This window comes from Pseudomonas sp. A125 (assembly GCF_055409485.1).
Map to the genome: position 1 here is coordinate 119,702 of NZ_JBUZVP010000005.1, position 21,580 is coordinate 141,281.

Genomic DNA, 21,580 nt, shown 5'->3' on the forward strand with positions numbered 1-21,580 from the left:
CCGTAGCAGCTGTCGAGCCCAAGCGGGCTGCGTCGGCGGTGTGTCAGATACACCGCAAACGCAGCCTCGCTTGGGCTCGACAGCTGCTACGTTGTGTGGGGTTTTATCAGGCCGGCACGCCCAGGATGATATGAGACGCCTTGATCACCGCCGTCGCACTCACACCCGGCTTCAGGCCCAGCTCGGCCACCGCATCGCGGGTGACGATGGAAAACACCTTCGAACCGCCCGCCAATTCAATTACCACCTCAGCATTCACCGCGCCGTCATTCACGCTCAACACCTTGCCTTCCAGGCAATTGCGGGCCGACAGGCGGATGTCGCTGGATTCAGTCATCAGCATCACCCACGGCGCCTTGATCAGCGCGACCGCTTCCTTGCCCACGGCGATGCCCAGGTTGCGGATGCTTTCCATGGTCACCACCGCCACCAACTGCTCGCCGCCCGGCAGGGTCAACACGACTTCGGCGTTGACCGCCCCATCCTGGACCTGGCTGACCTGGCCCTTGAATACGTTACGCGCACTGACTTTCATGGAAACGACCCTTTTGTTGACTTTTAGGTTAGGAATTGCCGCGCATGATTAAACGTAGCGTTGATTAAAAGCAACTATAGCGCCCTGCTCCGTGGGCAGATCGCTGAAAGTACCTGCCAAAAAAAAGACCGCCCAATCGGCGGCCTTCTTTCAGGTGCTTGTGCGCGGCTTATTAAAAGATCGCGTAGGTGTAGTTGAGGATCAGGCGAGTTTGATCCTGGTCGGCGGTGCCGGTGTTGTGGCCGTGGTAGCTACCGGTACGGAAGGTGGTACCGAAGCCTTTGAGCGGGCCTGCTTGCACGACGTAGTCAAGACGGAAATCGGTTTCGCGTTCCGACTGATCACTGCCACCGGCGACCTTGGACTTGATGTCGCTGCCGTTGAGGTAGGCAATCGAGGCTTTGAGGCCAGGTACCAGGGTTCTGAAGTCATACAGGTACTGGCCGAAATTGACTTGCTCGCCTGCGCGGGAGAACTGGCCAACCACCGCGTCGGTGAACAGGTAGAAGTCGGAGCCGCCCGCGCCTTGGGCAGTTGGGTCTGCGATGCTGCCCTGGTTGACCCAGACGAAGCCGCCGTCATCACTCACGCCGATGTGGCCGAGCATCAACTGGCTGCCGCCCAACTGATAGGTGAATGCAGCACTGTAGGTTTTGTTGTCGACTTCACCGGCGTGCTTGGCATAACCGCCGTTGTTGTTGAACGCGTAGCCAGACGAGCCGTTCTTGCCGTCGCTGGTGCTATCAAAGTAGCGCAGGTCGGTTTTGAACGACTGGTCATTACCCAGCGGCAGCACGTGGACCAGGCCGAAATAGTTCTGCTTGTAGAAGTCTTCCAGGTCGGCGTAGTAGTACTGCAACGTCAGGTTTTTAGCGATGACGTTGTCGGAAGAACCAAACGGCTGGTAGTCAACGCCGCCGAAACGGAAGCTGTCGCTGTCGCGCGAAGCACCGGCGACGCTCAAGCCCGTGGAGTTGCTCGATGCACGACCTTCAGCCTTGTTCAGTTCACCGCCCACGAACGTGACGTTAGGGATGTCCTTGGAGGTCAGGATACCGCCGTCGAAGGTTTGCGGTGCGGCACGGCTGTCGTTGGACACCAGGATCGGCAGGATCGGGGCCAGGCCACCGCCCACGTGCAATTCAGTCTGGGAAATCCGGAACTTAACGTTCCCGGCTGCGCGACCGAAGCTGTCAGCCGGCTCGGTGCCATTGTTCTTGACCGGGAAGAAACTGTTGCCGTTGCCCGACAGGCCAGCACCCGCTGCGTGGCCATCGCCACCGTCCAGACGCAACGCACCAAAAGCCATCACGTCAAAACCGACGCCGACGGTGCCTTGGGTGTAACCGGATTTGTAGTCGAAACGCAGTACTTGAGCCGCTTCACGCAGGTCATTCGCGGTGCCGGAGTGAACGTCGGCGTTGTAGTACATGGTGCGCGAACTGATCGAAGAATGACTGTCTTCGAGGAAGCCGCTGTGGCCGTCACCCGTGCCGAGTGAGCCGAGACCAAAGCCATCTGCGCTGGCGTGTTGTGCGAGCACGGCCGCGGTCATGGCCAACGCTAATGTAGAGAGTTTCATTTACTGCGCCCCTGTGAACATTATTTTTTTACTGTCCTTCGAGCGAATACCGTTGCGGCCCTGCAAACACAGCGGATTGTGGCATGGGGCCGCTAGCGCAGAATGTGAAATTTTTGTCATGTAGCAATGAAAAAACCGTCATGAAAAGGCCGTACAGGGCGGGCTTTTTTGAGGGCTGGCAGCCAGTGGGTTGTATGACGACCGTTGTAGCGCCCTGCGCTGATCAGCCTGGAACCGGCTGCGAAAATTCGAGAAGTGGTAGGCAACTGCCCTATTGTGCGCTTTGACTTTGCTCAGTGACTCACCATCCCTTTGCGCGATGTCTGTGATTGGTCGGTGTTTCCAACAAACAGCCGAAATCTGCCTTTACATGTAGTATTTACTACCAATACACTCATTCTCGCCAAGCCGTAGCAAAAACAACAAGGCGCGATATGACAAACCTACGTGACAAACTCACCGACGCCACACTCAGCCCTACGCCCTCCGAGCGTAAGGTGATCCGTGCCCTGCTCGACCACTACCCACGCAGCGGCCTCGGCTCCATGGCGCGCCTGGCAGAACACGCCGGGGTCAGCGACCCGACCATCATGCGGTTGGTAAAGAAGCTCGGTTTCGGTGGCTACGCCGAATTCCAGGACGCCCTCCTCAGCGAAATGGACCACCGCCTGCGTTCGCCCATCACCCTGCTGCAACCCCGCGCGCACTCGTCCCAGGATGACGCCTGGACCACTTACCTGGATGACTGCAACCGCACCCTTCAGGAAACCCAGGCCCTGACCCAGCCCGAAGACGTGCGCGTACTCACCGAATGGCTGCTGGATACCAAGCACCACGTGTTCTGCTTCGGCGGCCGACTCAGCAGTTTTCTCGCGGGCTATCTGGTGAATCACTTGCGCCTGTTGCGTGCGGGCTGTCATTCCCTGGAAGACAACGCCCAGTTACCCGACCGAATCCATGACATCCAGCGCCAGGACCTGGTCCTGCTGTTCGACTACCGCCGCTACCAGACCCAAGCCTTGCGCGTGGCAACCGCCGCCAAGGCGCGGGGTGCTCGCGTGGTGCTGTTCACCGACATCTATGCCTCGCCGCTGCGGGAACTGGCCGACCTGATCATCAGTTCCCCGGTGGAGTCGGTGTCGGCTTTCGACACGATGGTGCCCGCCCTCGCGCAGGTGGAAGCCCTGATCGCCACCCTCACTCAGCACAGCCATGGCCTGGATGCCCGCCTGGAAGGGATCGACGCCCTTCGCACGCAATTCGCGGCTCATCTTCTGGAGGAAAAATAACCATGTTCACGCTCCCCCATCATTCGCCCCGCGACCTTCCGTTCACTGCGGGCAACACCGCCTTGCTGCTGGTGGACATGCAACGCGCCTGGCTCGACCCCGCGCTCGACCCGCATTTGCAGGGCCCGCAAGCGCAATACTTTCTGAACCGCGCCCGGGAAACGGTGATTCCCAATCAGGTCCGGCTGTTGAATGCAGTGCGTGAAGCCAAACAAAACGTGCTGCACACCCTCATCGAAAGCCTGACCGCCGATGGCCGTGATCGCTCGCTGGACCACAAGTTGTCAGACATGCATTTGCCCAAAGGCAGCTATCAGGCCGGCGTGATTGATGAGCTGACGCCCTTGGAAAATGAAATCGTGCTGCCCAAGACCTCGTCCGGGGTCTTCAACTCCACCAACATCGACTACGTGCTGCGCAACCTGGAAACCCGGCACCTGATCATCGCCGGCATCGTCACCGACCAGTGCGTGGACATGGCCGTACGTGATGCGGCAGACCGTGGCTACCTGGTGACGTTGATTGAGGACGCCTGCGCCACTTACACCCCCGAACGGCATCACGCTTGCCTTGAGGCGATCAAGGGTTATTGCTGGATCACCGACACCCAAACCGTGATCAACCGTTTGCAGGAGTGGCGCCCGTGAGCCTGATCCAGCCAACGGCAATGACCACCATCGTCACCACCGACCTGATTGGTGTGACCCGCGGACGCTCGTTTCCCACAGACGAGCTTGAGAGCTACCAGCAAGCCGGTGTGGGCTGGGTGCCGGCCAACAGCGCACTGACACCGCAAGACCGGGTGGCGGAAAATAATCCGTGGGGTTCGTTTGGCGATTTGCGCCTGGTCCCGGACATGAATACCCGCGTGCAAGTGCCGAACGGCCCGGACACCGACGCCCCTGCGCTGGACTTCATCCATGCAGACATTTGTGAAACCGACGGCCAACCCTGGGCCGCTTGCCCACGCACGCTGCTGCGCAACGAGATCCAGCGGTATCGCGACGAACTGGGCCTTGAAGTCACTGCCGCGTTCGAGCATGAGTTCAACCTGGGCTACAACGACCCGGGCATTGCTCACCACGCCTTCTCGCTTTCGGCCCAGCATCATGCCGCGTCTTTTGGCGGCTGGCTGTTGAGCGCACTGAAAGCTGCCGGCGTCGAACCCGAGATGTTTTTGCCGGAGTACGGCAAGGCTCAGTACGAAGTCACTTGCCGCCCCACTCAAGGCGTGGCGGCGGCGGATCGGGCGGTGAATGTGCGGGAGATTACCCGCGAAATCGCCCGGCAGATGGGCCTGGATATCAGCTTCTCGCCCAAGCTGGAAGCCGATGGTGTGAGCAACGGGGTGCACCTGCATATCAGCCTGCAGGACCCTGCCGGTAACGCGGTGATGTACGACGCGCAAAGCAGCAACGGGCTGTCCGAAAAAGGCCTGCAGTGGGCGGCGGGCGTGTTGAAATTCCTGCCCGCGCTGTGCGCCTTCAGTGCGCCCACGCCGGTTTCCTACCTGCGCTTGAAACCTCATCACTGGAGTGCGTCCTACGCCAACCTGGGCCAACGCAACCGCGAAGCCGCACTGCGGATCTGCCCGACCATCACCCTCGGCGGCAAGTCCCCGGCGAAGCAATACAATCTGGAATTCCGCCCGCTGGACGCGACCGCCTCACCGCACCTGAGCATGGCCACGGTGCTGATTGCCGGCCGCCTGGGCCTCCAGCAAAAGCTCACGCTGCACAGTTCCTCCGATGAAGACCCGGAGTCCATGAGCGACGAACAACGCCAGGCGCGCCATATCCTCGCCCTGCCCGATACCCTAGAAGACGCCCTCGCCAGCCTGCGCAACAACCCGCAGCTGCTGGAACAATTGCCGCCACTGATGATGGATGCCTACTTCGCCCTGAAAGCCGAAGAGCTCAAATCGACCGAAAAACTGACGCCTGCCGAACTCTGTGACCACTATGCCCGCCTTTACTGATTCCCCCGAACACGGCCTGTTCAAGAAACCGGTGTACCGGGTCAGCCGGCAAGAGTCCGAGCACCCGGTGATTCTGGTTTGCGAACATGCCAGCGCCTACATCCCCACGGAACTGAACGCCCTGGGCCTGAACGATGAAGCGGCAAAGGAGCATATCGCGTGGGATATCGGTGCGCTGAAGCTGGCGGAACGACTCTCAAGGGCCCTGGATGCGACGTTGATCTCGGCCGCCTATTCGCGCTTGCTGATCGACCTCAATCGCCCACTGGAGGCCCCCGACAGTATTGCGCCACGCAGCGAAATCTACGACGTGCCAGGCAACCGGGACCTGCATGAAAACGCTCGCCAGTATCGGCAGGAACGTTTGTTCACGCCCTTTCACCAGCGCCTGAGCGCCCTGATTGATGCGCGGCTGGCGCAAGGTCGCGAGGTGCGAATCGTGGCCGTCCACAGCTTCACCCCGATTTACCACGGCCAACCCCGCTCGCTCGAAGCCGGCGTGTTGTTTGCCGGCGCCGCCGCTTATGCCGGCGGGATCCTGCAGGGATTGGCCGCCCAGGGACTGACCGTCGCGGCCAACCAGCCTTACGAAGTCGATGTGCTGGGCGACATGACCGTACCGTTCCACGGTGATCAGCGGGGCATCGATGCCGTGCTGCTGGAGGTCAGGAACGACCTGCTGCGAACGCCCCATGCGCTGCAGTCATGGGCGGACTATTTAGCTCCACTGCTGTAGCTGCTGCTGTTGGCTGGACCGGTCTTACAACTATAAAAAAAAACCGCCTGGGCGTCTTTTAACCTGCCGGGTTCAAGAACATGTTCGGCCGCTTTGGCGGCTGCGCATTCGCCTTACTTCATATGGAAGTACCCCTCATGGCAATTGAAGAGTTTGGCTATAAACAAGAGCTAAAACGCAGCCTGTCCCTCACGGACCTGGTGATCTACGGGATGATCTTCATGATCCCCATCGCGCCCTTCGGCGTGTACGGCTACGTCAACAGCGAAGCGCCCGGCATGGTGCCACTGGCCTACATCATCGGCATGGTCGCGATGCTGTTTACCGCGCTGAGTTACGGCAGCATGGCGCGGGCGTTTCCGATCGCCGGCTCGGTGTATTCGTATGCCCAGCGCGGACTGAATCCAGGTGTGGGGTTTATTGCCGGTTGGTTGTTGTTGCTCGACTACCTGCTGATCCCGCCGCTGCTGTATATCTATGCCGCGATTGCGCTGAACCACTTGTACCCCGAGATTCCGAAGACTGCATTTATCCTGGCGTTCCTGGTCAGTGCCACCCTGGTCAACCTGCGCGGCATGACGTTTACCGCGCGAATGAACATCGTGTTCCTGCTGGCACAACTGGTGGTGCTGGGGATTTTCCTGGTGTGTGCCTGGAAGGCCCTGCACGGCGGCGCCGGCAATGGCCACCTCACGCTGGCGCCGTTGTACAACCCCGGCGGGTTCAACTTCGGGTTACTGATGCAGGGCGTTTCAATCGCGGTGCTGTCGTTTCTGGGCTTTGATGCAATCTCCACGCTGGCGGAAGAAACCAAAGGCGATGCCGGACGCAGTGTGGGCCGGGCGGCGTTGATCAGCCTGCTGGTGATGGGCGCAATCTTTGTGGCGCAAACCTGGCTGGCCACCGACCTTGCGGCTGGCATGGGCTTCGCGTCTGCCGACTCGGCGTTTTATGAAATCGCGGCGATTGCCGGGGGCAGTTGGCTGGCGTCGCTGACAGCGATCGCGACCGCGTTGGCCTGGGGTGTGGCGGTGTCCATCACCTCACAGGCCGCGGTGTCGCGGTTGCTGTTCGGCATGGCCCGCGATGGCAAGCTGCCGGGGATCCTGGCCAAGGTCCATCCGAAATACAGCACGCCTTACCTGAGCATTTACCTGGTGGGCGTGCTGTCGCTGGTCATCTGCTACTTCTTCATCGACACCGTGGACACGTTGACCTCGCTGGTGAACTTCGGCGCCCTCAGCGGCTTCATGATCCTGCACATCACCGTGATCAACTACTATTGGCGGCGCCTGAAATCGCGAAACGTGTGGCGGCACCTGATCACACCGGTGCTGGGGTTTGTCATCACCTTTGCGATCATGTTCAACATGGGCTTGCAGGCGCAGAAACTCGGGTTTGCCTGGATCGTCATCGGGCTGGGCTACCTGTGGTTCCTGAGCCGCAAGGGTACGAGCCTGGTGCTGTCCAAGGACATCTGAGGGCTAGCGCAGGGACTGCTGCAGAAACTCACTGATCAGGGTGAGTATCTGCTGCTGAATCTGCGGTTTGGGACGGGCACCCTGGGCATCCAGGCAGATGAAACCTTCACCGGGGTCGCTCTGTTCAATCCGCTCTACTGCTGCGGGCTTGCACACTGGCAGGAAGCTGAAGTGCGTGGCGTCGCTGATTTGCACGTAGCGCGAAGTCTTCGGCGGCAGGCGCTTGGCCAAGTCGGCCGATTCAAGTGCTGCGGGCAACTCCGGGGACGGCGTGCCCGCCGCAATCACCAGTGTGGGTCGGTGCAGCGCTGCCAGGCTTTCATCGCTGAAGCCGCGGGCGAAGCCCAGGTCCAGGGAAACAATGGCGGCCACGCGCTGGTCGCTCAAGTCCTCGGCCAAATGCTGCTTCGCCTGGTCGGTACGGCCGGCCTCGATAAGGTCGTACGCCTTGCACGGGGCGATTTCGGCGTGAACCGTGCAGTCCTCGGTAAAGCGCTGCGGGTCAAAACGTGCGCCGCCCACCTCCAATGCGGTCCAGCCACCGAGTGAGTGCCCAACGACCGCAATCCTGTGCTGGGCCACCACGCCGAAACGTTGGGGCTGGGCGATCATGGCATCGATCACCCGGTGGATATCCAGGGGACGCTTCCATAGCTCGGAGGCGGCAGGCTGTGTGCGGTCCTGGCTGGTGGTGCCAGGGTGGTTGGGCGACGCCACGATATAGCCCTGCCCGGCCAGCGCACTCGCGAGCCACGACTGGTTGATCCAGTTACCGAAAATGCCGTGGGAGATCACCACCAACGGATGCTCGCCGGCAACCGGTGCGGCATCCTTCAAGGCCGGTGCGCCAACAAACACCGGATTGTCGGCGATCAGTTGCGGCGTGCCGACAGCATCGGTCGGGTACCACACCGCCACCTGCAACGGCCTGCCGTGTTGCGTGTCGGGAATCACTATTTCCTGGAATCCGATCCGCACCTCATTGGCCTGGGCCAAGCCGGATACAGCCATCAACAACAGCGCAGCACACAGCGTTTTCATCCTTGAGTTCCCTAAGTGGCTAATCGCCATATTCTTGCACAGTCGGTGATTTTCAGGGATGGGAGCGTGAAAAGAACAATGTGCTAATAGATCCCTCAGGCTATGGCTTTGCTGGGTACTGCGCCACAAGGCTGTATTCAACGATTTGCCGGGGGCAACCTGTTACACCTGCTCGTTGCGAAACTCATCAGCCAACCACTCAAGCAGCGCGCGAACCTCGCCACTGTCCTCGGCGCCCTGCTGCCTGAACACCGACAGGGCATCCGGCAAGGCAACGCTGGCTGCGCAAGGCCGCACCAGCGCACCGTTTTCAATAAGCCGGCCCGCGGTGCGCTGCCACCCCATCGCAATACCGTGCCCCTGGACGGCGGCCTGAAGCATCAGCGGGTAGCTGTCAAACACGGCGCCCTTGGCATTACCTTCCAACGTATGCCCAACCGCACGCAGCCAGCTGTCCCATTCCATCCAGTGAGGAGGCGTCGCGTGGTGATGTAACAGCGTGTAGCGGCTCAGATCGCCGACATCCAGCGCTTGCCCGGCCGCCAGATAGTTGGGACTGCACACCGGGAATACTTCATCTGCGGCGGTGAACACCAGTGCATGCTTCCCACTGGCACGCCCGGTACTTTGCAGCGCCACGTCAAAGTGTCCGTTGAATTCAGCCAGGGGTCGCGTGGTGGTCGCCACCTGGATTTCGATTGCCGGATGCCGTTGGTGGAACGTCGACAGGCGCGGCATCAGCCAATAAAACGCTTCGCACAACTGACAGAGCAACACCACGCGATTGTTGCCCGGGGTTTCACGCAAGGCTTCGGCGCTGTGGCTGATGCTCCGCAACGCGGCACTGACAACAGCCGCCAGCTCATGGCCTTCGGGCGTCAGGAACACCGCACGGTTGCGGCGGTAAAACAGCTTCAGCCCAAGGTTTTCTTCAAGGCCACGGACCTGCCGGCTGATTGCCGCCTGCGTGAGGTGCAGTTCCTCGGCAGCTTTTGAAAAGCTTTCCAATCGGGCGGCTGCTTCAAAGGGCAACAAACTGGCGAGTGGCGGCAACGATTTCCCAAGGCTATTCATAATCTGAGGTTATGCATCCAGGACCGAGAACTCGTTTGTAGCACAACCAGGCAGCTGTGCAACATGGCCCTCTACCTTATGGATGCGCCTGATGCCCCCTGCTCACTCAACCCTGCTTGTCGGAGTCGCCCTGGCGGTCGTTGCAACCCTGAGCTGGGCACTGAACTTTATCGCGCCGTACGTCACCGGCGACTACAGCCTCTACGATTTGATGCTCGTCAAGTTCCTGAGCGCCGGCCTGCTCGGCCTGGTGGTGGTGATGTTCTGTCGCGCCCAGCTTCGATCACTCAGCGGTGGGTTGCGAATGCTGGGCGCAGGCCTGGGTTTCATCGGGTACCTCGGCTACAGCAGCTGTATCGCCGCCGGGGTGGTATTTGGCGGGCCGGTACTGACGCCCGCCTTTATCGGCCTTGTGCCGGTACTGCTGGCACTGATCGGTAACGCCACACACAAAACCATCGAGTGGCGCCGGCTGGCAATCCCCCTGGCTTTACTGACGATTGGGCTTTTATTGTCGAACATCAGTAGCCTTGACCAACCTGCCGAGAGCGGCAGTTCATGGCCGCTGGGCCTGTTGTTCTCCGTCGGCGCGGTGGCGTTGTGGCTGGTCTTCAGCGTGGTGAATCAACGGGCTATGGCGCGCATCCCAGCCCAGTCATCAACGGTCTGGACCGGGCTGATGATGCTCGGCGCCGGGATAGGCACGCTGTGCCTGTTGCCCCTTGTACAGACGCTTGGCCTACTCAAGCTGCCAACCCTGGGTTTGAGCTTTTCCCAGGCGGGCAACCTGTATGCGTGGGGCCTGGGCATCGCGTTGATGTCGTCGGTGATCGGGGCATGGGCCTGGAACACCGCCTCCCGGCGCCTGCCCATGGTGCTGTCCGGGCAACTGATTGCCCTGGAATCGCTGTTCGCCACGCTGCTTGGCTTGTGGTTCAAGGGCCGACTGCCAACGGTGCTGGAAACCTCGGGCTTGGCGGCGGTTCTGCTTGGCGTGGTGATGGCGGTGCGTATCCTGCTGACGGCCAGTCGTCCAAAAACCAGCGGATGATCGCCGTCCGGTCAGACCGGCGTCCCAGGCTTGATGTCATACGCCTTCTGCACCAGCGCCGAGCGCTTGCCCAGGCCCTCACTGCTCTTGCGGGTCCAGGCCGCGTCAAGTTGTTTGCGCTGCTGGTCGATGATCTCTTTCGGCTCGACGTTGCGGTAAGCGTCGATGGCGCCAGTGATCACGGCGATGGTGGTCTCAAAGACCGGCTCGGGATCATACTGCTCGTGTGGAAACGCCAGCTTGCTGTAGTCGAACAGCCGCTGCGAAGCGTCGTCCTGCCAACTTTTCCAGGTCTCGAACATCCGGTCGTTAAACCCGGTCAGGAAGGGCCCCGGGTTAACGGTCGCCACTTCGATACCAAATTCCTTGAGTTCCTGGCTCATCGCCTCGGCAATCGCTTCCACTGCATGCTTGGAGGAGGCATATGCCCCGGCAAAAGGGTCGGCGGTAAGGCCTGCCACTGAAGACATGAACACGATCTTGCCCTGTTGCTTCAAGACCATTTTCTTGGCGACCAGTTGGGTCAGCATCAAGGGGCCAATCACATTGACCTCGTACTGGCGTCGAAGATTTTCGGCAGGAATATCCAGTGTCGAACCGCCTTCTGAAATGCCTGCATTGTTTAACAAGACCTCCACATCCCACTCTGCGGCCTTGCGCCGATCGCCTTCATCGGTCACGTCGAGCTTTTCTATTCGAAGGTTCACGCCCCGGCGCCTGGCCTCTTGTTCAAGCGCATGTACCTGCGCCACGATTTCCACGCCGGCGATAACATCCAGGCCTTTATCGGCGAGTCTGAGGGCCACTTCAAAGCCAAACCCTGTGCCTGCTCCGGTTACCAGAACTGTCATGTTTTTTCCCCTGAGTGATGAATATGCGATAGGTGTAAAAACAGCGCGTACTTCGCCTGCTCATAGGTGTCTGTCCGACAGGGCCGGACATGCGTTCAACCGACTCGCCACATGGCAGACGAACGGTACTGCACCAGGCATGTGCTAACGTGCTCCCCACGCTCACCTCAACGTGCCTTGCCCATGCCTATCGCCGATAACCTGCTGGCCTTCACCTTTGCCGCCACCCTGCTGACGCTGACGCCTGGCCTGGACACCGCCCTGGTGCTGCGAACCGCTACGGTGGAGGGCAAGCAACAAGCGCTGCGCGCTGCGTTGGGCATCAACGCCGGTTGCCTGTTATGGGGTGCAGCGGTCGCCTTTGGGCTGGGCGCGCTGATTGCGGTTTCAGAGGTGGCCTTCAACGTCTTGAAGTACTGCGGCGCCGCTTACCTGACATGGCTGGGCTTGAACATGCTGTTGCGCCCGCGCAGCTCACTTGCCCCCGTCGATGCCGACGGCAAGCCCGGTGCAAACTGGTTTTTGAAGGGCATGATGGGCAACGTCCTCAACCCCAAGATCGGGATTTTCTACGTGTCGTTTCTGCCGCAGTTCATTCCCCAGGGGCATTCCCTGGTGGGCTGGACATTCGGGCTGGTGAGCATCCACGTGGTGATCAGCCTGGTATGGTCGCTGGTGCTGATCGGCGCCACGCAACCACTGGCCGGTGTGCTGCGGCGTGAAAAGGTAATCACGTGGATGGACCGCACCACCGGCATGATCTTTGTACTGTTTGCGGCCCGGTTGGCCTTCAGCAAACGCTGAAGTCAGCGCAGGTCCCGGTGCCGCACCAGGCCTTCGAGGGTAAACCGCGCCTGGACCAGCACCACATCGCGCACCAACTCCATTTCTTTTTGGTTCACTTCAGTCCAGTTCAGGGCAGAGAGCAGCTTGGGTTTCTGCACCCGAAACGCCAGGCCCTGGGTGAACAGCGCCATGGAGTGGATCACTGTGCGCTCGTCGTCCACGGCGAGGCCGGCCAGGCGCGCGATCAGCAGGCGGATCACGTTGGCGATGCGCGATTTGAAGCGCTCTTCAAAGGCCATCGTCGCGCTTTCCGGACACAGGCCGGCTTGATGGCGATCCATAAAAGCACGCCACGCGGTGGTTTGGGGGCTGTCCTGAATCGTCGAGACCACCGTTCCGAGGATGCCCAATGAGACGTCGATCAGCGCCTGATCGTTGACCTCGGCATCGGCCAGCGCGCTTTCCGCCGCTTCAACGGAGGGTGCCATTTTTCGCCACAAAAGCGTGATCAAGTGCTCGACGCACGCCAGGTACACGCCTTCCTTTGCGTCGAAGTAGTACTGGATCGCCGGTGCATTGACCCCTGCGGCGTTCGCGATGTCCCGCGTGGACGCACCGTCGTAGCCACGCTCGCCAAAGACCACGACGGCTGCCTCGACAATACGTGCACGGGTTTCTTCACCCCGTTGATAACCCCCTTCGGCGGCCGGTTTATGTCGTGCCATGTGCAACTCCATTTTTTTAACGTAACCAAAATATACCAGTTGACAAATTTTCGCGAAAAAACGAATTTATTCCAACTGATATAAAACTGGAGTGACTTGATGTCCGCTGCACCGCCCTCTTCTCAGGTCATTCCTGATACCACCGTCACCGGCCAACGCGGCAAGGCCCGACGGATTCTACTGACACTCGCCGGCGTGGCGCTGTTGGCCGGGCTGGCGTGGGGCGCCTGGTGGTGGCTCACCGGGCGCTTTATCGAAACCACCGACGACGCCTACCTGCAAGCCGACAGCATCAGCGTGGCGCCGAAAATCAACGGCTACGTTGCTGCAGTGTTGGTGGCCGATAACCAAAACGTGAAGCGCGGCGACGTGCTGGTGCGCCTGGATGCACGCAAATACCAGGCGGTGAGTGACGAAGCCTCAGCGACGATTGCCGCCCGCGAGGCCGACTTTGCCAAGGCCCAGGCCGACCTCGTGCAGCAGGATTCGACCATCGCCGAAGCCCGCGCCCAACTGCAAGGCGCGCAAGCCGATGCCCGGCACGCACAAACCGAAGTCGCGCGTTATGCGCCGCTGGCGCGCTCCGGTGCCGAGCCGCAAGAGCGCCTGGCGCAGCTCAACAACCAACTTGCCCAGGCCCGCAGCACCGTGGCCGCCAAGCAGGCTGCCCTGCGTTCCAGCCAAACCCGCTATGGCACCCTTCAAGCCCAGCTCAAGCAGGCCCAGGCGCAACTCGGCGTGGCCAAGGCCAGCGAGGCGCAAAGCCAGTTGGATGTGGACGACGCGGTGATTCGCAGCCCGCTGGATGGGCGCGTGGCCGATCGTGGCGTGCGGGTCGGGCAATACGTGCAGCCAGGCACGCGCCTGCTGACCGTGGTGCCGGTAAGCGCGATCTACCTGACCGCCAACTATAAGGAAACCCAGATTGGCGACATGCGCGCCGGGCAGACCGTGACCGTGCATGTGGATGCGCTGCCTGGCCACGACCTGCAAGGGCATATCGACAGCCTGTCCCCCGGCACCGGCGCCCAGTTCGCGCTGCTGCCGCCGTCAAACGCCACCGGCAACTTCACCAAGATCGTACAGCGGGTGCCCGTGCGGATTTCTCTGGATGTACCCGACGATGACATTCGCCAGGCACTGATGCCCGGCCTGTCCGCCACCGTGGAAGTCGACACCCGCACCCACAAGGCAGATGCCAACCATGGCTGAAGCCGTTTTGACCGAGGCGCCCGCGGACAAACCGCGCAACGCCTCGCTGACCGACTGGATCGCGGTGGCTGCCGGTTCGCTGGGCGCGTTGCTGGCGACCCTGGACATCTCGATCACCAACTCGGCACTGCCGCAAATCCAGGGCCAGATCGGCGCGACCGGCACGGAAGGTACCTGGATCGCCACCGGCTACCTGATGTCGGAAATCGTGATGATCCCCCTCGCCGCCTGGCTGACCCGGGTATTTGGCCTGCGCCGGTTCCTGATCGGCACGGCCTTGATGTTCACGTTTTTCTCGATGTTCTGCGGCCTGTCCTCAAGCCTTGGCGCGATGATCGCCGGGCGCATCGGCCAGGGGTTTGCCGGCGGCGCGATGATTCCGACCGCACAGACCATCGTACGCACCCGTTTGCCTGCCCATCAGTTGGCAATCGGCACCACGATGTTCGGCATGACGGTGATTCTCGGCCCGTTGTTGGGCCCGGTAATTGGCGGATGGCTTACGGAAAACATCAACTGGCGCTGGTGTTTTTTCATCAACCTGCCCGTCAGCATCACCTTGATTACCCTGCTGGTCAGTGGCCTGCCAGGCGAGCGCATGAACCTTCAACAGTTCATCAAGGCCGACTGGCTGGGCATTCTTGGCCTGGCCATGGGCTTGAGTTCGCTCACTGTGGTGCTGGAAGAAGGCCAGCGTGAACACTGGTTCGATTCGCTGCTGATCATCTGGTTGAGCATTGCGATGGTGGTCGGGTTCTTCCTGATTGCCGTCGGGCAGGTGCGGTCGAGTACGCCGATCCTGCGTCTGCAACTGGTGCTCAACCGCAGCTTTGGCAGTGTGTTGCTGATTGCCACGGCCGTCGGTGCCGGGCTGTATGGCACGGCGTACCTGGTGCCACAGTTCCTTGGCATTTTGTCGGGCTACAACGCGCAACAGTCGGGGTCGATCATGCTGCTGTCGGGCATTCCCGCGTTTCTGCTGATGCCGATCCTGCCAAGAATGCTCGGCCGCCTGGACCTGCGGATGATGGTCGGCGTCGGTTTGTTGATGTACTGGGCCAGCTGTTTTCTCGACACCCAACTCACCGCCCAGAGTGTCGGCCATGATTTTTACTGGTCGCAAATTTTGCGCGGCTTTGGGCAGATCCTGGTGATGATGCCCCTCAGCCAGCTGTCGATGCGGTCGGTAGACACCCGCGACGCCGGTGATGCGGCCGGGCTCTACAACATGTCTCGCAACCTCGGTGGCACCCTCGGGCTGGCGCTGCTGGGGGTGTTGATGGACCGGCGTAGCCACTTCCACGACGACATGCTGCGCGAAGGCATCCAGGCCAACACCCAGTTGACCCAGGACCAGATGGCGAGCAACACCGCCAGCTACCTGGCGCAAACCGGCGACCCTTCCACTGCATCGCTACAAGCACTGAGCCACCTGGCAAGCGACATCGCCCAGCAGGCCGCAGTAATGGCCTACAACGACGCGTTCTACGTGCTGGGACTCGCCATGCTGGCGTGCCTCCCCCTGATCTTCATCCTGAAAAAGCGCGCGGCGCAGGCAGGCCAACGAACATGATTTATCGCTCACTTCCCCTGCTCTTTACCGTCGGCCTGCTGACAGCGTGTACCGTGGGGCCGGACTATCAGGGCGCGCCGGATGCCGCGCCAAAAACCTTGGCGGCCGGGCGTTTGCCCCACGCCGACACAGGCTTGGCGCACACGCTTGCAGTTGCGCGGTGGTGGCAAACCCTGGGTGACCCGCAACTTAACCAACTGGTGGCCCAGGCACTGCAAAGCAGCCCGGACATGGCGACCGCCCGGGCGCGACTCCAACAATCGCGGGCCAGCCTGAGTGGCGCCAATGCCGACGCCCTGCCCAAGGTCACCGGCGACGCGGCGATGCTCAAACTGCGCTCCCCCGACACCTCGGCGCTGGGGGGCAGCGGTGGCGGTGGTCGCGGGCCGTTAAACCTTTACCTCGCCGGCTTTGATGCCAGCTGGGAGGCCGACGTGTTCGGCGGCACCCGGCGTGCAATCGAGGCAGCCCAAGCCGAAAACGACGCGTCACAGGCGCAGTTGGCCGATGCCCAAGTGCAACTGGCTGCCGAGGTGGTGCAAACCTATGCCGACCTGCGCGACCAGCAGGCGCGCCTGGCGCTGGTGGATGCAAGTGTCGACATCGAGGAGCAGGCGCTGGACCTGACCCAGCAGCGGCGCAGCCGTGGCGTGGCCTCGCAGTTGCAACTGGAACAGGTGCTGACCCAGGCCGAAAACACCCGGGCCCAACGCCTGCCGCTGCAAGCGTCAATCGTCGAGGCCGTGGACCAACTGAACTTGCTGTGTGGCCTGGAGCCAGGCGAGTTGGATGCGAGCCTCACCACCCCGCGAGCCCTGCCCGCTATCCCGAGCCAGGTGCCGTTTGCCGACCCGGCGGCGATCCTGAAAGCCCGGCCGGATATCCGCGTAGCCGAGCGCCAACTGGCGTCCAGCAACGCGCAGATCGGCGAGAAAACCGCCGACTGGTTTCCCAAGCTCAGCCTGATGGGCGATTTGTCATTCTCGGCCGCCGATCCCGGGCATCTTGCGCGAAAGGACAGCGGCACCTGGTTGCTGTTACCAAGGCTGACCTGGAACGCACTGGATTTCGGCCGGGTGGCGGCCAGCGTCAAAGGTGCGCAAGCCGGGCGCGATGAAGCCCTCGCCCACTACAAAAGCGTGGTGCTGAGTGCGTTGCGTGACGCGGATGTGGCGTTGGCGCGTTATGGCAACCAGCGCCAGAATGTGGTGCTGTTGCGCAACGTAGAGTCGTCGGCGGTGCGTGCAGCGGACCTGACGCGCCAGCGCTATAAAGCAGGCACGGCGAGTACCCTGGATTGGCTGGACGCGGAACGTACGCGGTACCAGGCGCAGGAAAGCCGGATTTCCGGGGACGCTGCGTTACTCAAGGACTTTGCGTCGTTGCACAAAGCGCTGGGGTTGGGTTGGACTTTGTAAACGCTTAACCCTGTAGGAGCCGGCTTGCCGGCGATGGCATCAACTGGGTGTACCGGATACACCAAGGTGCCTGCATCGCCGGCAAGCCAGCTCCAGGGGACGTCAGCGCGCGGTATTGGCCCGCGCCGAATGCAGCTTCTTGTAGCTATCAATCAACCGCAGGTGCCGATCCAGCCCTTCCAGCTTCATGCTCGTCGGCGTCAACCCGTGAAACCGCACGCTACCGTTCACCGAACCAATCGCCGCTTCCATTCGCTCGTTGCCAAACATCCGACGCAGATTCACTTCGTAGTCCGCCAGCTCCAGGTCTTCGTCCAACTCCATCTCCAGCACCGCGTTCACGGCTTGGTAGAACAAGCCACGCTCAACCGTGTTGTCGTTGTACTGCTGGAACATCTCCACCAGTTCCTTGGCTTCTTCAAACTGCTGCAAGGCCAGGTAAACCAACAGCTTCAATTCCAGGATGGTCAGTTGGCCCCACGCGGTATTGTCATCAAAGTCGATGCCGATCAACGTGGTGATGTCGGTGTAGTCGTCCAGCTCACTTTCCACCAGACGTTCAACCAGGCCCTTCAACTCGGCTTCGTCGAGGCGGTGCAGGTTCAAGATGTCTTCGCGGAAAAACAGCGCCTTGTTGGTGTTGTCCCAGATCAGATCGTCGATCGGATAAATCTCCGAATAGTCCGGCACCAGGATGCGGCAGGCGGTTGCGCCGATGTGCTCGTACACCGCCATGTACACTTGCTTGCCCATACCCTCGAGGATGCCGAACAGCGTCGCGGCTTCCTCGGCATTGGAGTTTTCACCCTGGCCGGAGAAGTCCCATTCGACGAATTCGTAATCCGATTTGGCGCTGAAGAAGCGCCACGACACCACTCCGCTGGAGTCGATGAAGTGCTCGACGAAGTTGTTCGGCTCAGTCACCGCGTGGCCTTCAAACGTCGGCTGCGGTAGATCGTTCAGGCCTTCGAAGCTGCGGCCTTGCAGCAGTTCGGTAAGGCTGCGTTCCAGCGCGATTTCAAGGCTTGGGTGTGCGCCGAACGAGGCGAATACACCGCCGGTGCGCGGGTTCATCAAGGTCACGCACATCACCGGGAATTCGCCGCCCAGCGACGCATCCTTCACCAGCACCGGAAAACCCTGGGCTTCCAGGCCCTGGATCCCGGCCAGGATGCCAGGGAATTTCGCCAACACTTCCTGCGGCACATCCGGCAGCGCGAATTCACCCTCGATGATTTCGCGTTTTACCGCGCGCTCGAAAATCTCCGACAGGCACTGCACTTGGGCTTCAGCCAGGGTATTACCGGCACTCATGCCGTTGCTGAGGTACAGGTTCTCGATCAGGTTGGACGGGAAATACACCACCTCGCCATCCGACTGGCGCACGAACGGCAGCGAAACAATGCCGCGCTCTTCGTTGCCGGAGTTGGTGTCGTAGAGGTGTGAGCCACGCAGCTCGCCGTCACGGTTGTAGATATGCAGGCAGTGCGCGTCGAGGATTTCCGGCGGCAGTTCGTCTTTACGGCCCGGCTTGAACCAGCGCTCGTCCGGGTAATGCACAAACGCCGCGTTGGCGATGTCTTCACCCCAGAACTGGTCGTTGTAGAAGAAGTTGCAGTTCAACCGCTCGATAAACTCGCCCAGTGCCGACGCCAGCGCGCCTTCCTTGGTCGCACCCTTGCCGTTGGTAAAACACATCGGCGAGTGTGCATCGCGGATATGCAGCGACCACACGTTGGGCACGATATTGCGCCACGACGCGATCTCAATCTTCATGCCCAGGCCCGCCAGAATGGCCGACATGTTGGCGATGGTTTTTTCCAGCGGCAGGTCCTTGCCCGCGATGTAAGTGCCGGCATCGGACGCCGCGCTCGGCATCAACAACGCCTGGGCATCGGCATCCAGGTTGTCGACTTCCTCGATCACGAACTCCGGGCCGGCCTGCACCACTTTTTTCACGGTGCAACGGTCGATGGAGCGCAAGATGCCCTGGCGGTCTTTATCGGAGATATCCGCAGGCAACTCGACCTGGATCTTGAAGATCTGGTTGTAGCGGTTTTCCGGGTCGACAATGTTGTTCTGCGACAGGCGAATGTTGTCGGTAGGGATGTTGCGGGTTTCGCAGTACAACTTCACAAAGTAAGCCGCACACAACGCCGACGACGCCAGGAAGTAATCGAACGGACCAGGGGCCGAGCCATCGCCCTTGTAGCGAATAGGCTGGTCGGCCACCACGGTGAAGTCGTCGAACTTGGCTTCAAGTCGAAGGTTGTCGAGAAAATTGACCTTGATTTCCATGCGGGATTACCAGAATAGCGAGCAAAATATGGCCGCCATTATCCGGGTTTCGAGGCGTAAGTCTTGTGCTTTTGGGCCTGGCCGATCGCTGGCGGTGGAGATCAACCGCGCTGAAAGTGCGCAATCTGTTGCCACATCGCGATCGGGTTGGAGTACATCGGGAAGTGCCCGCACTGGGCAATCGGCGCCAGTCGCACACCTTGCGCCTGGATATGCGCCAGGTACGACAGGTGAGCATTCTGCTCGCCGTACATGAACATCCGCGGGCATTGCAGGCCGAGGAACTTGCCCATCAGGTCGGCGTTATCGGACAGCTCGACCATCGACTGGAAAATCCCCCGCACCGCACCGGCGCGCACCTTGTGCCGCAGGCTCGCCGAATACAGCGCGCTGGCGTAGGCCGGTGCCTGGCGGGTGCGCTCGATAAAGGCGCTGAAAAACGCCTCGGGGTCATCCGCCGGGTAGTCAACGATCTGCCGGCTGAGGAAGCAGTCTTGCGGGGCGATATTGCCTTCGATATCGACAAAGCTCAGTACTCGGCCCGGAAACCGGTGCGCCAGCATCAGCGCGGTCAACCCGCCCATGGAGTGGCCTACCAGATGGAAGCGGTCGATGTCGAAATGCGCCAGCACCTGCACGGCGGTCTGCAGCAGGAACGGGATGGAAATTTTCGACAGGTCAGCGCACTGGCTCTCACCGCAACCCGGGGCGTCATAGGCCACAAATGGATGACCGTCGAATGCAGGTTGCTGGACGATGTCGGCGTAGTCTTCCTTGGTCGAGCCAAAGCCATGCAGGAACACAATCGGTGCCAGGCTGCCCGCGCGGTGGATCGCGCCAATGGTCAACGGCACATCGTCGACGACGATGGGGAGTTGTGTGTGGGTGAATGGCATGGTGAAGACTCCCTGAAAAACCGATTGGCGGCTCAAAAGCCGTTAATTTCAACGGTATTCAGATTTCTGTAAATTCCTGATTCAGGAAGGTATTCATAGGCTGATCGTATGGGTCATTCAACAACGCCCTACCCCGCACTCAATCCCCACAACACGTCCAACACATGTTGCGTAGGCCGCTCAACCTCCCCGGCGCGATGGGCAACCCCCAGTTGGCGCCACAGCAACGGTTGCAACGGCCGCATCACAATCCGGGTGTCGTGCAAGGGCGTGGACGCCTCATGGGGCAGCAATGTGGCCCCGTAACCGGCGGCTACCAGGCTTTTGATTGCGTCGTTGTAGTTCAGTTGAATGCGCGGCGTGGGCTGCAATCCTTCACTGGCAAACCACTCGGCGGTCAGGCGCGAAAGCCGGGTGGTGTTGTCATTCAGGATTAACGGCTGGGCAGCCAGCCAGGCGGGTGTTACCACCTCCGGGCATTCCCGGCGCGCCGGTAAAAAAGCCATGACCGGGTCGCGCCGCCAGGGCTCGATCCGCAATCCCTTCACCGGCGCCTGCGGCAGCGCTACCAAGCCAATTTCCAGGGCACCGTCTGCCAGGTTCTTCAATGTGTCCTGCGAAGTGAGCACCGCCACCTGCACATCAATGGCGGGGTGATGTTGGCTCAAGGTTTCCAGGGCTTGCGGCAACAACTGTGCGATGGCCCCGGTTGAGGCTCCCAGACGCACACGCCCTGCCAACCCCTGCACCTGTCGCTCCACGTCTTCAAGCGCCTGCTCGGCATCCGCCAACAACCGGCGTGCGCGCTCCACCAGGGTTTCGCCAATCGCCGAAGGCTGCACCCGCCCACGGGTACGCGACAACAGCTTGCCACCCACCCGCGCCTCAAGATCTGCGATATGCAGGCTGACGGTGGGTGGCGCCAGGTTGAGCATGCGCGCCGCCTCGGCGAACGAGCCGAGGTCGGCAATCGCCACCAACGTACGCAGGCGGTCCAGGCTGATTTCGCGCATGGGGCAATCCTTGTTCAGAAAACCTGAATATCATCATCTGG

At 60.9% G+C, this 21,580-nt stretch carries 19 protein-coding genes; 10 read left to right on the forward strand and 9 right to left on the reverse strand.

Annotated elements, in window-relative coordinates; all coding sequences use genetic code 11:
* Positions 1-106 precede the first annotated feature (106 nt).
* Entirely contained in the window at positions 107-535 is a 429-nt protein-coding gene (locus ACZRN6_RS08885; RefSeq protein ID WP_134326728.1) for a TOBE domain-containing protein, read from the reverse strand.
* A gap of 172 nt (positions 536-707) precedes the next feature.
* Complete coding sequence (locus tag ACZRN6_RS08890; RefSeq protein WP_322145444.1) at positions 708-2,117, reverse strand: OprD family outer membrane porin; 1,410 nt, start codon at positions 2,115-2,117, stop codon at positions 708-710.
* 434 nt (positions 2,118-2,551) lie between these two features.
* Here ACZRN6_RS08890 and ACZRN6_RS08895 point away from each other — a divergent pair, with 434 nt between their 5' ends.
* The 5 genes from ACZRN6_RS08895 (at position 2,552) to ACZRN6_RS08915 (ending at position 7,601) form a co-directional block, all read left to right on the forward strand.
* Positions 2,552-3,406, forward strand: coding sequence for a MurR/RpiR family transcriptional regulator (locus tag ACZRN6_RS08895; RefSeq protein ID WP_464007740.1), 855 nt, complete (start codon positions 2,552-2,554; stop codon positions 3,404-3,406).
* Between the two features lie 2 nt (positions 3,407-3,408).
* On the forward strand, positions 3,409-4,053 hold the full coding sequence (locus tag ACZRN6_RS08900; protein WP_322145446.1) for a cysteine hydrolase family protein: 645 nt from the start codon (positions 3,409-3,411) through the stop codon (positions 4,051-4,053).
* On the forward strand, positions 4,050-5,384 hold the full coding sequence (locus ACZRN6_RS08905) for a type I glutamate--ammonia ligase (protein ID WP_464007741.1): 1,335 nt from the start codon (positions 4,050-4,052) through the stop codon (positions 5,382-5,384). The genes ACZRN6_RS08900 and ACZRN6_RS08905 overlap by 4 nt, the downstream gene beginning before the upstream one ends.
* Positions 5,368-6,120, forward strand: coding sequence for an N-formylglutamate amidohydrolase (locus ACZRN6_RS08910; RefSeq protein ID WP_322145448.1), 753 nt, complete (start codon positions 5,368-5,370; stop codon positions 6,118-6,120). The genes ACZRN6_RS08905 and ACZRN6_RS08910 overlap by 17 nt, the downstream gene beginning before the upstream one ends.
* Before the next feature lie 137 nt (positions 6,121-6,257).
* On the forward strand, positions 6,258-7,601 hold the full coding sequence (locus ACZRN6_RS08915; protein ID WP_464007742.1) for an APC family permease: 1,344 nt from the start codon (positions 6,258-6,260) through the stop codon (positions 7,599-7,601).
* A gap of 3 nt (positions 7,602-7,604) precedes the next feature.
* Here the strand turns inward: ACZRN6_RS08915 and ACZRN6_RS08920 are convergent, their stop codons facing one another.
* Both ACZRN6_RS08920 and ACZRN6_RS08925 read right to left on the reverse strand, forming a co-directional pair.
* Positions 7,605-8,642 (reverse strand): alpha/beta hydrolase family protein, encoded by a 1,038-nt coding sequence (locus ACZRN6_RS08920; RefSeq protein ID WP_464007743.1) that lies wholly within the window; start codon positions 8,640-8,642, stop codon positions 7,605-7,607.
* A gap of 162 nt (positions 8,643-8,804) precedes the next feature.
* A complete protein-coding gene (locus ACZRN6_RS08925) occupies positions 8,805-9,716 on the reverse strand; it encodes a LysR substrate-binding domain-containing protein (RefSeq protein WP_464007744.1) in 912 nt (303 codons plus the stop codon).
* A 91-nt stretch (positions 9,717-9,807) separates the two neighbouring features.
* On the opposite strand from ACZRN6_RS08925, the gene ACZRN6_RS08930 reads away from it, so the two are divergent.
* Entirely contained in the window at positions 9,808-10,767 is a 960-nt protein-coding gene (locus tag ACZRN6_RS08930; protein WP_464007745.1) for a DMT family transporter, read from the forward strand.
* A gap of 11 nt (positions 10,768-10,778) precedes the next feature.
* On the opposite strand, the gene ACZRN6_RS08935 is transcribed toward ACZRN6_RS08930, so the two are convergent.
* Positions 10,779-11,618, reverse strand: coding sequence for an SDR family oxidoreductase (locus tag ACZRN6_RS08935; protein WP_322145453.1), 840 nt, complete (start codon positions 11,616-11,618; stop codon positions 10,779-10,781).
* Positions 11,619-11,801: 183 nt separating this feature from the next.
* Between ACZRN6_RS08935 and ACZRN6_RS08940 the strand changes: the two genes are divergently transcribed.
* Complete coding sequence (locus tag ACZRN6_RS08940; protein ID WP_464007746.1) at positions 11,802-12,422, forward strand: LysE family translocator; 621 nt, start codon at positions 11,802-11,804, stop codon at positions 12,420-12,422.
* A 2-nt stretch (positions 12,423-12,424) separates the two neighbouring features.
* Here the strand turns inward: ACZRN6_RS08940 and ACZRN6_RS08945 are convergent, their stop codons facing one another.
* Positions 12,425-13,129 (reverse strand): CerR family C-terminal domain-containing protein, encoded by a 705-nt coding sequence (locus ACZRN6_RS08945; RefSeq protein WP_464007747.1) that lies wholly within the window; start codon positions 13,127-13,129, stop codon positions 12,425-12,427.
* 99 nt (positions 13,130-13,228) lie between these two features.
* On the opposite strand from ACZRN6_RS08945, the gene ACZRN6_RS08950 reads away from it, so the two are divergent.
* Genes ACZRN6_RS08950 through ACZRN6_RS08960 form a run of 3 tightly spaced genes read left to right on the forward strand, consistent with a single transcriptional unit; the run spans position 13,229 to position 17,332 of the window.
* Positions 13,229-14,341, forward strand: coding sequence for an HlyD family secretion protein (locus ACZRN6_RS08950; protein WP_322145456.1), 1,113 nt, complete (start codon positions 13,229-13,231; stop codon positions 14,339-14,341).
* Positions 14,334-15,914 (forward strand): DHA2 family efflux MFS transporter permease subunit, encoded by a 1,581-nt coding sequence (locus ACZRN6_RS08955; protein ID WP_322145457.1) that lies wholly within the window; start codon positions 14,334-14,336, stop codon positions 15,912-15,914. The genes ACZRN6_RS08950 and ACZRN6_RS08955 overlap by 8 nt, the downstream gene beginning before the upstream one ends.
* On the forward strand, positions 15,911-17,332 hold the full coding sequence (locus ACZRN6_RS08960; protein WP_464007748.1) for an efflux transporter outer membrane subunit: 1,422 nt from the start codon (positions 15,911-15,913) through the stop codon (positions 17,330-17,332). Before ACZRN6_RS08955 ends, ACZRN6_RS08960 begins: the two co-directional genes overlap by 4 nt.
* Positions 17,333-17,434: 102 nt before the next feature.
* Here ACZRN6_RS08960 and ACZRN6_RS08965 read toward each other — a convergent pair whose 3' ends face one another.
* From ACZRN6_RS08965 to ACZRN6_RS08975, 3 genes are all read right to left on the reverse strand, one after another.
* The gene (locus ACZRN6_RS08965) at positions 17,435-19,630 is read right to left on the reverse strand and encodes an OsmC domain/YcaO domain-containing protein (RefSeq protein ID WP_464007749.1); all 2,196 of its coding nucleotides are present in this window, start codon (positions 19,628-19,630) and stop codon (positions 17,435-17,437) included.
* Between the two features lie 101 nt (positions 19,631-19,731).
* On the reverse strand, positions 19,732-20,526 hold the full coding sequence (locus ACZRN6_RS08970) for an alpha/beta fold hydrolase (RefSeq protein WP_464007750.1): 795 nt from the start codon (positions 20,524-20,526) through the stop codon (positions 19,732-19,734).
* Between the two features lie 128 nt (positions 20,527-20,654).
* A complete protein-coding gene (locus ACZRN6_RS08975) occupies positions 20,655-21,539 on the reverse strand; it encodes a LysR family transcriptional regulator (protein ID WP_322145461.1) in 885 nt (294 codons plus the stop codon).
* Positions 21,540-21,580 lie beyond the last annotated feature (41 nt).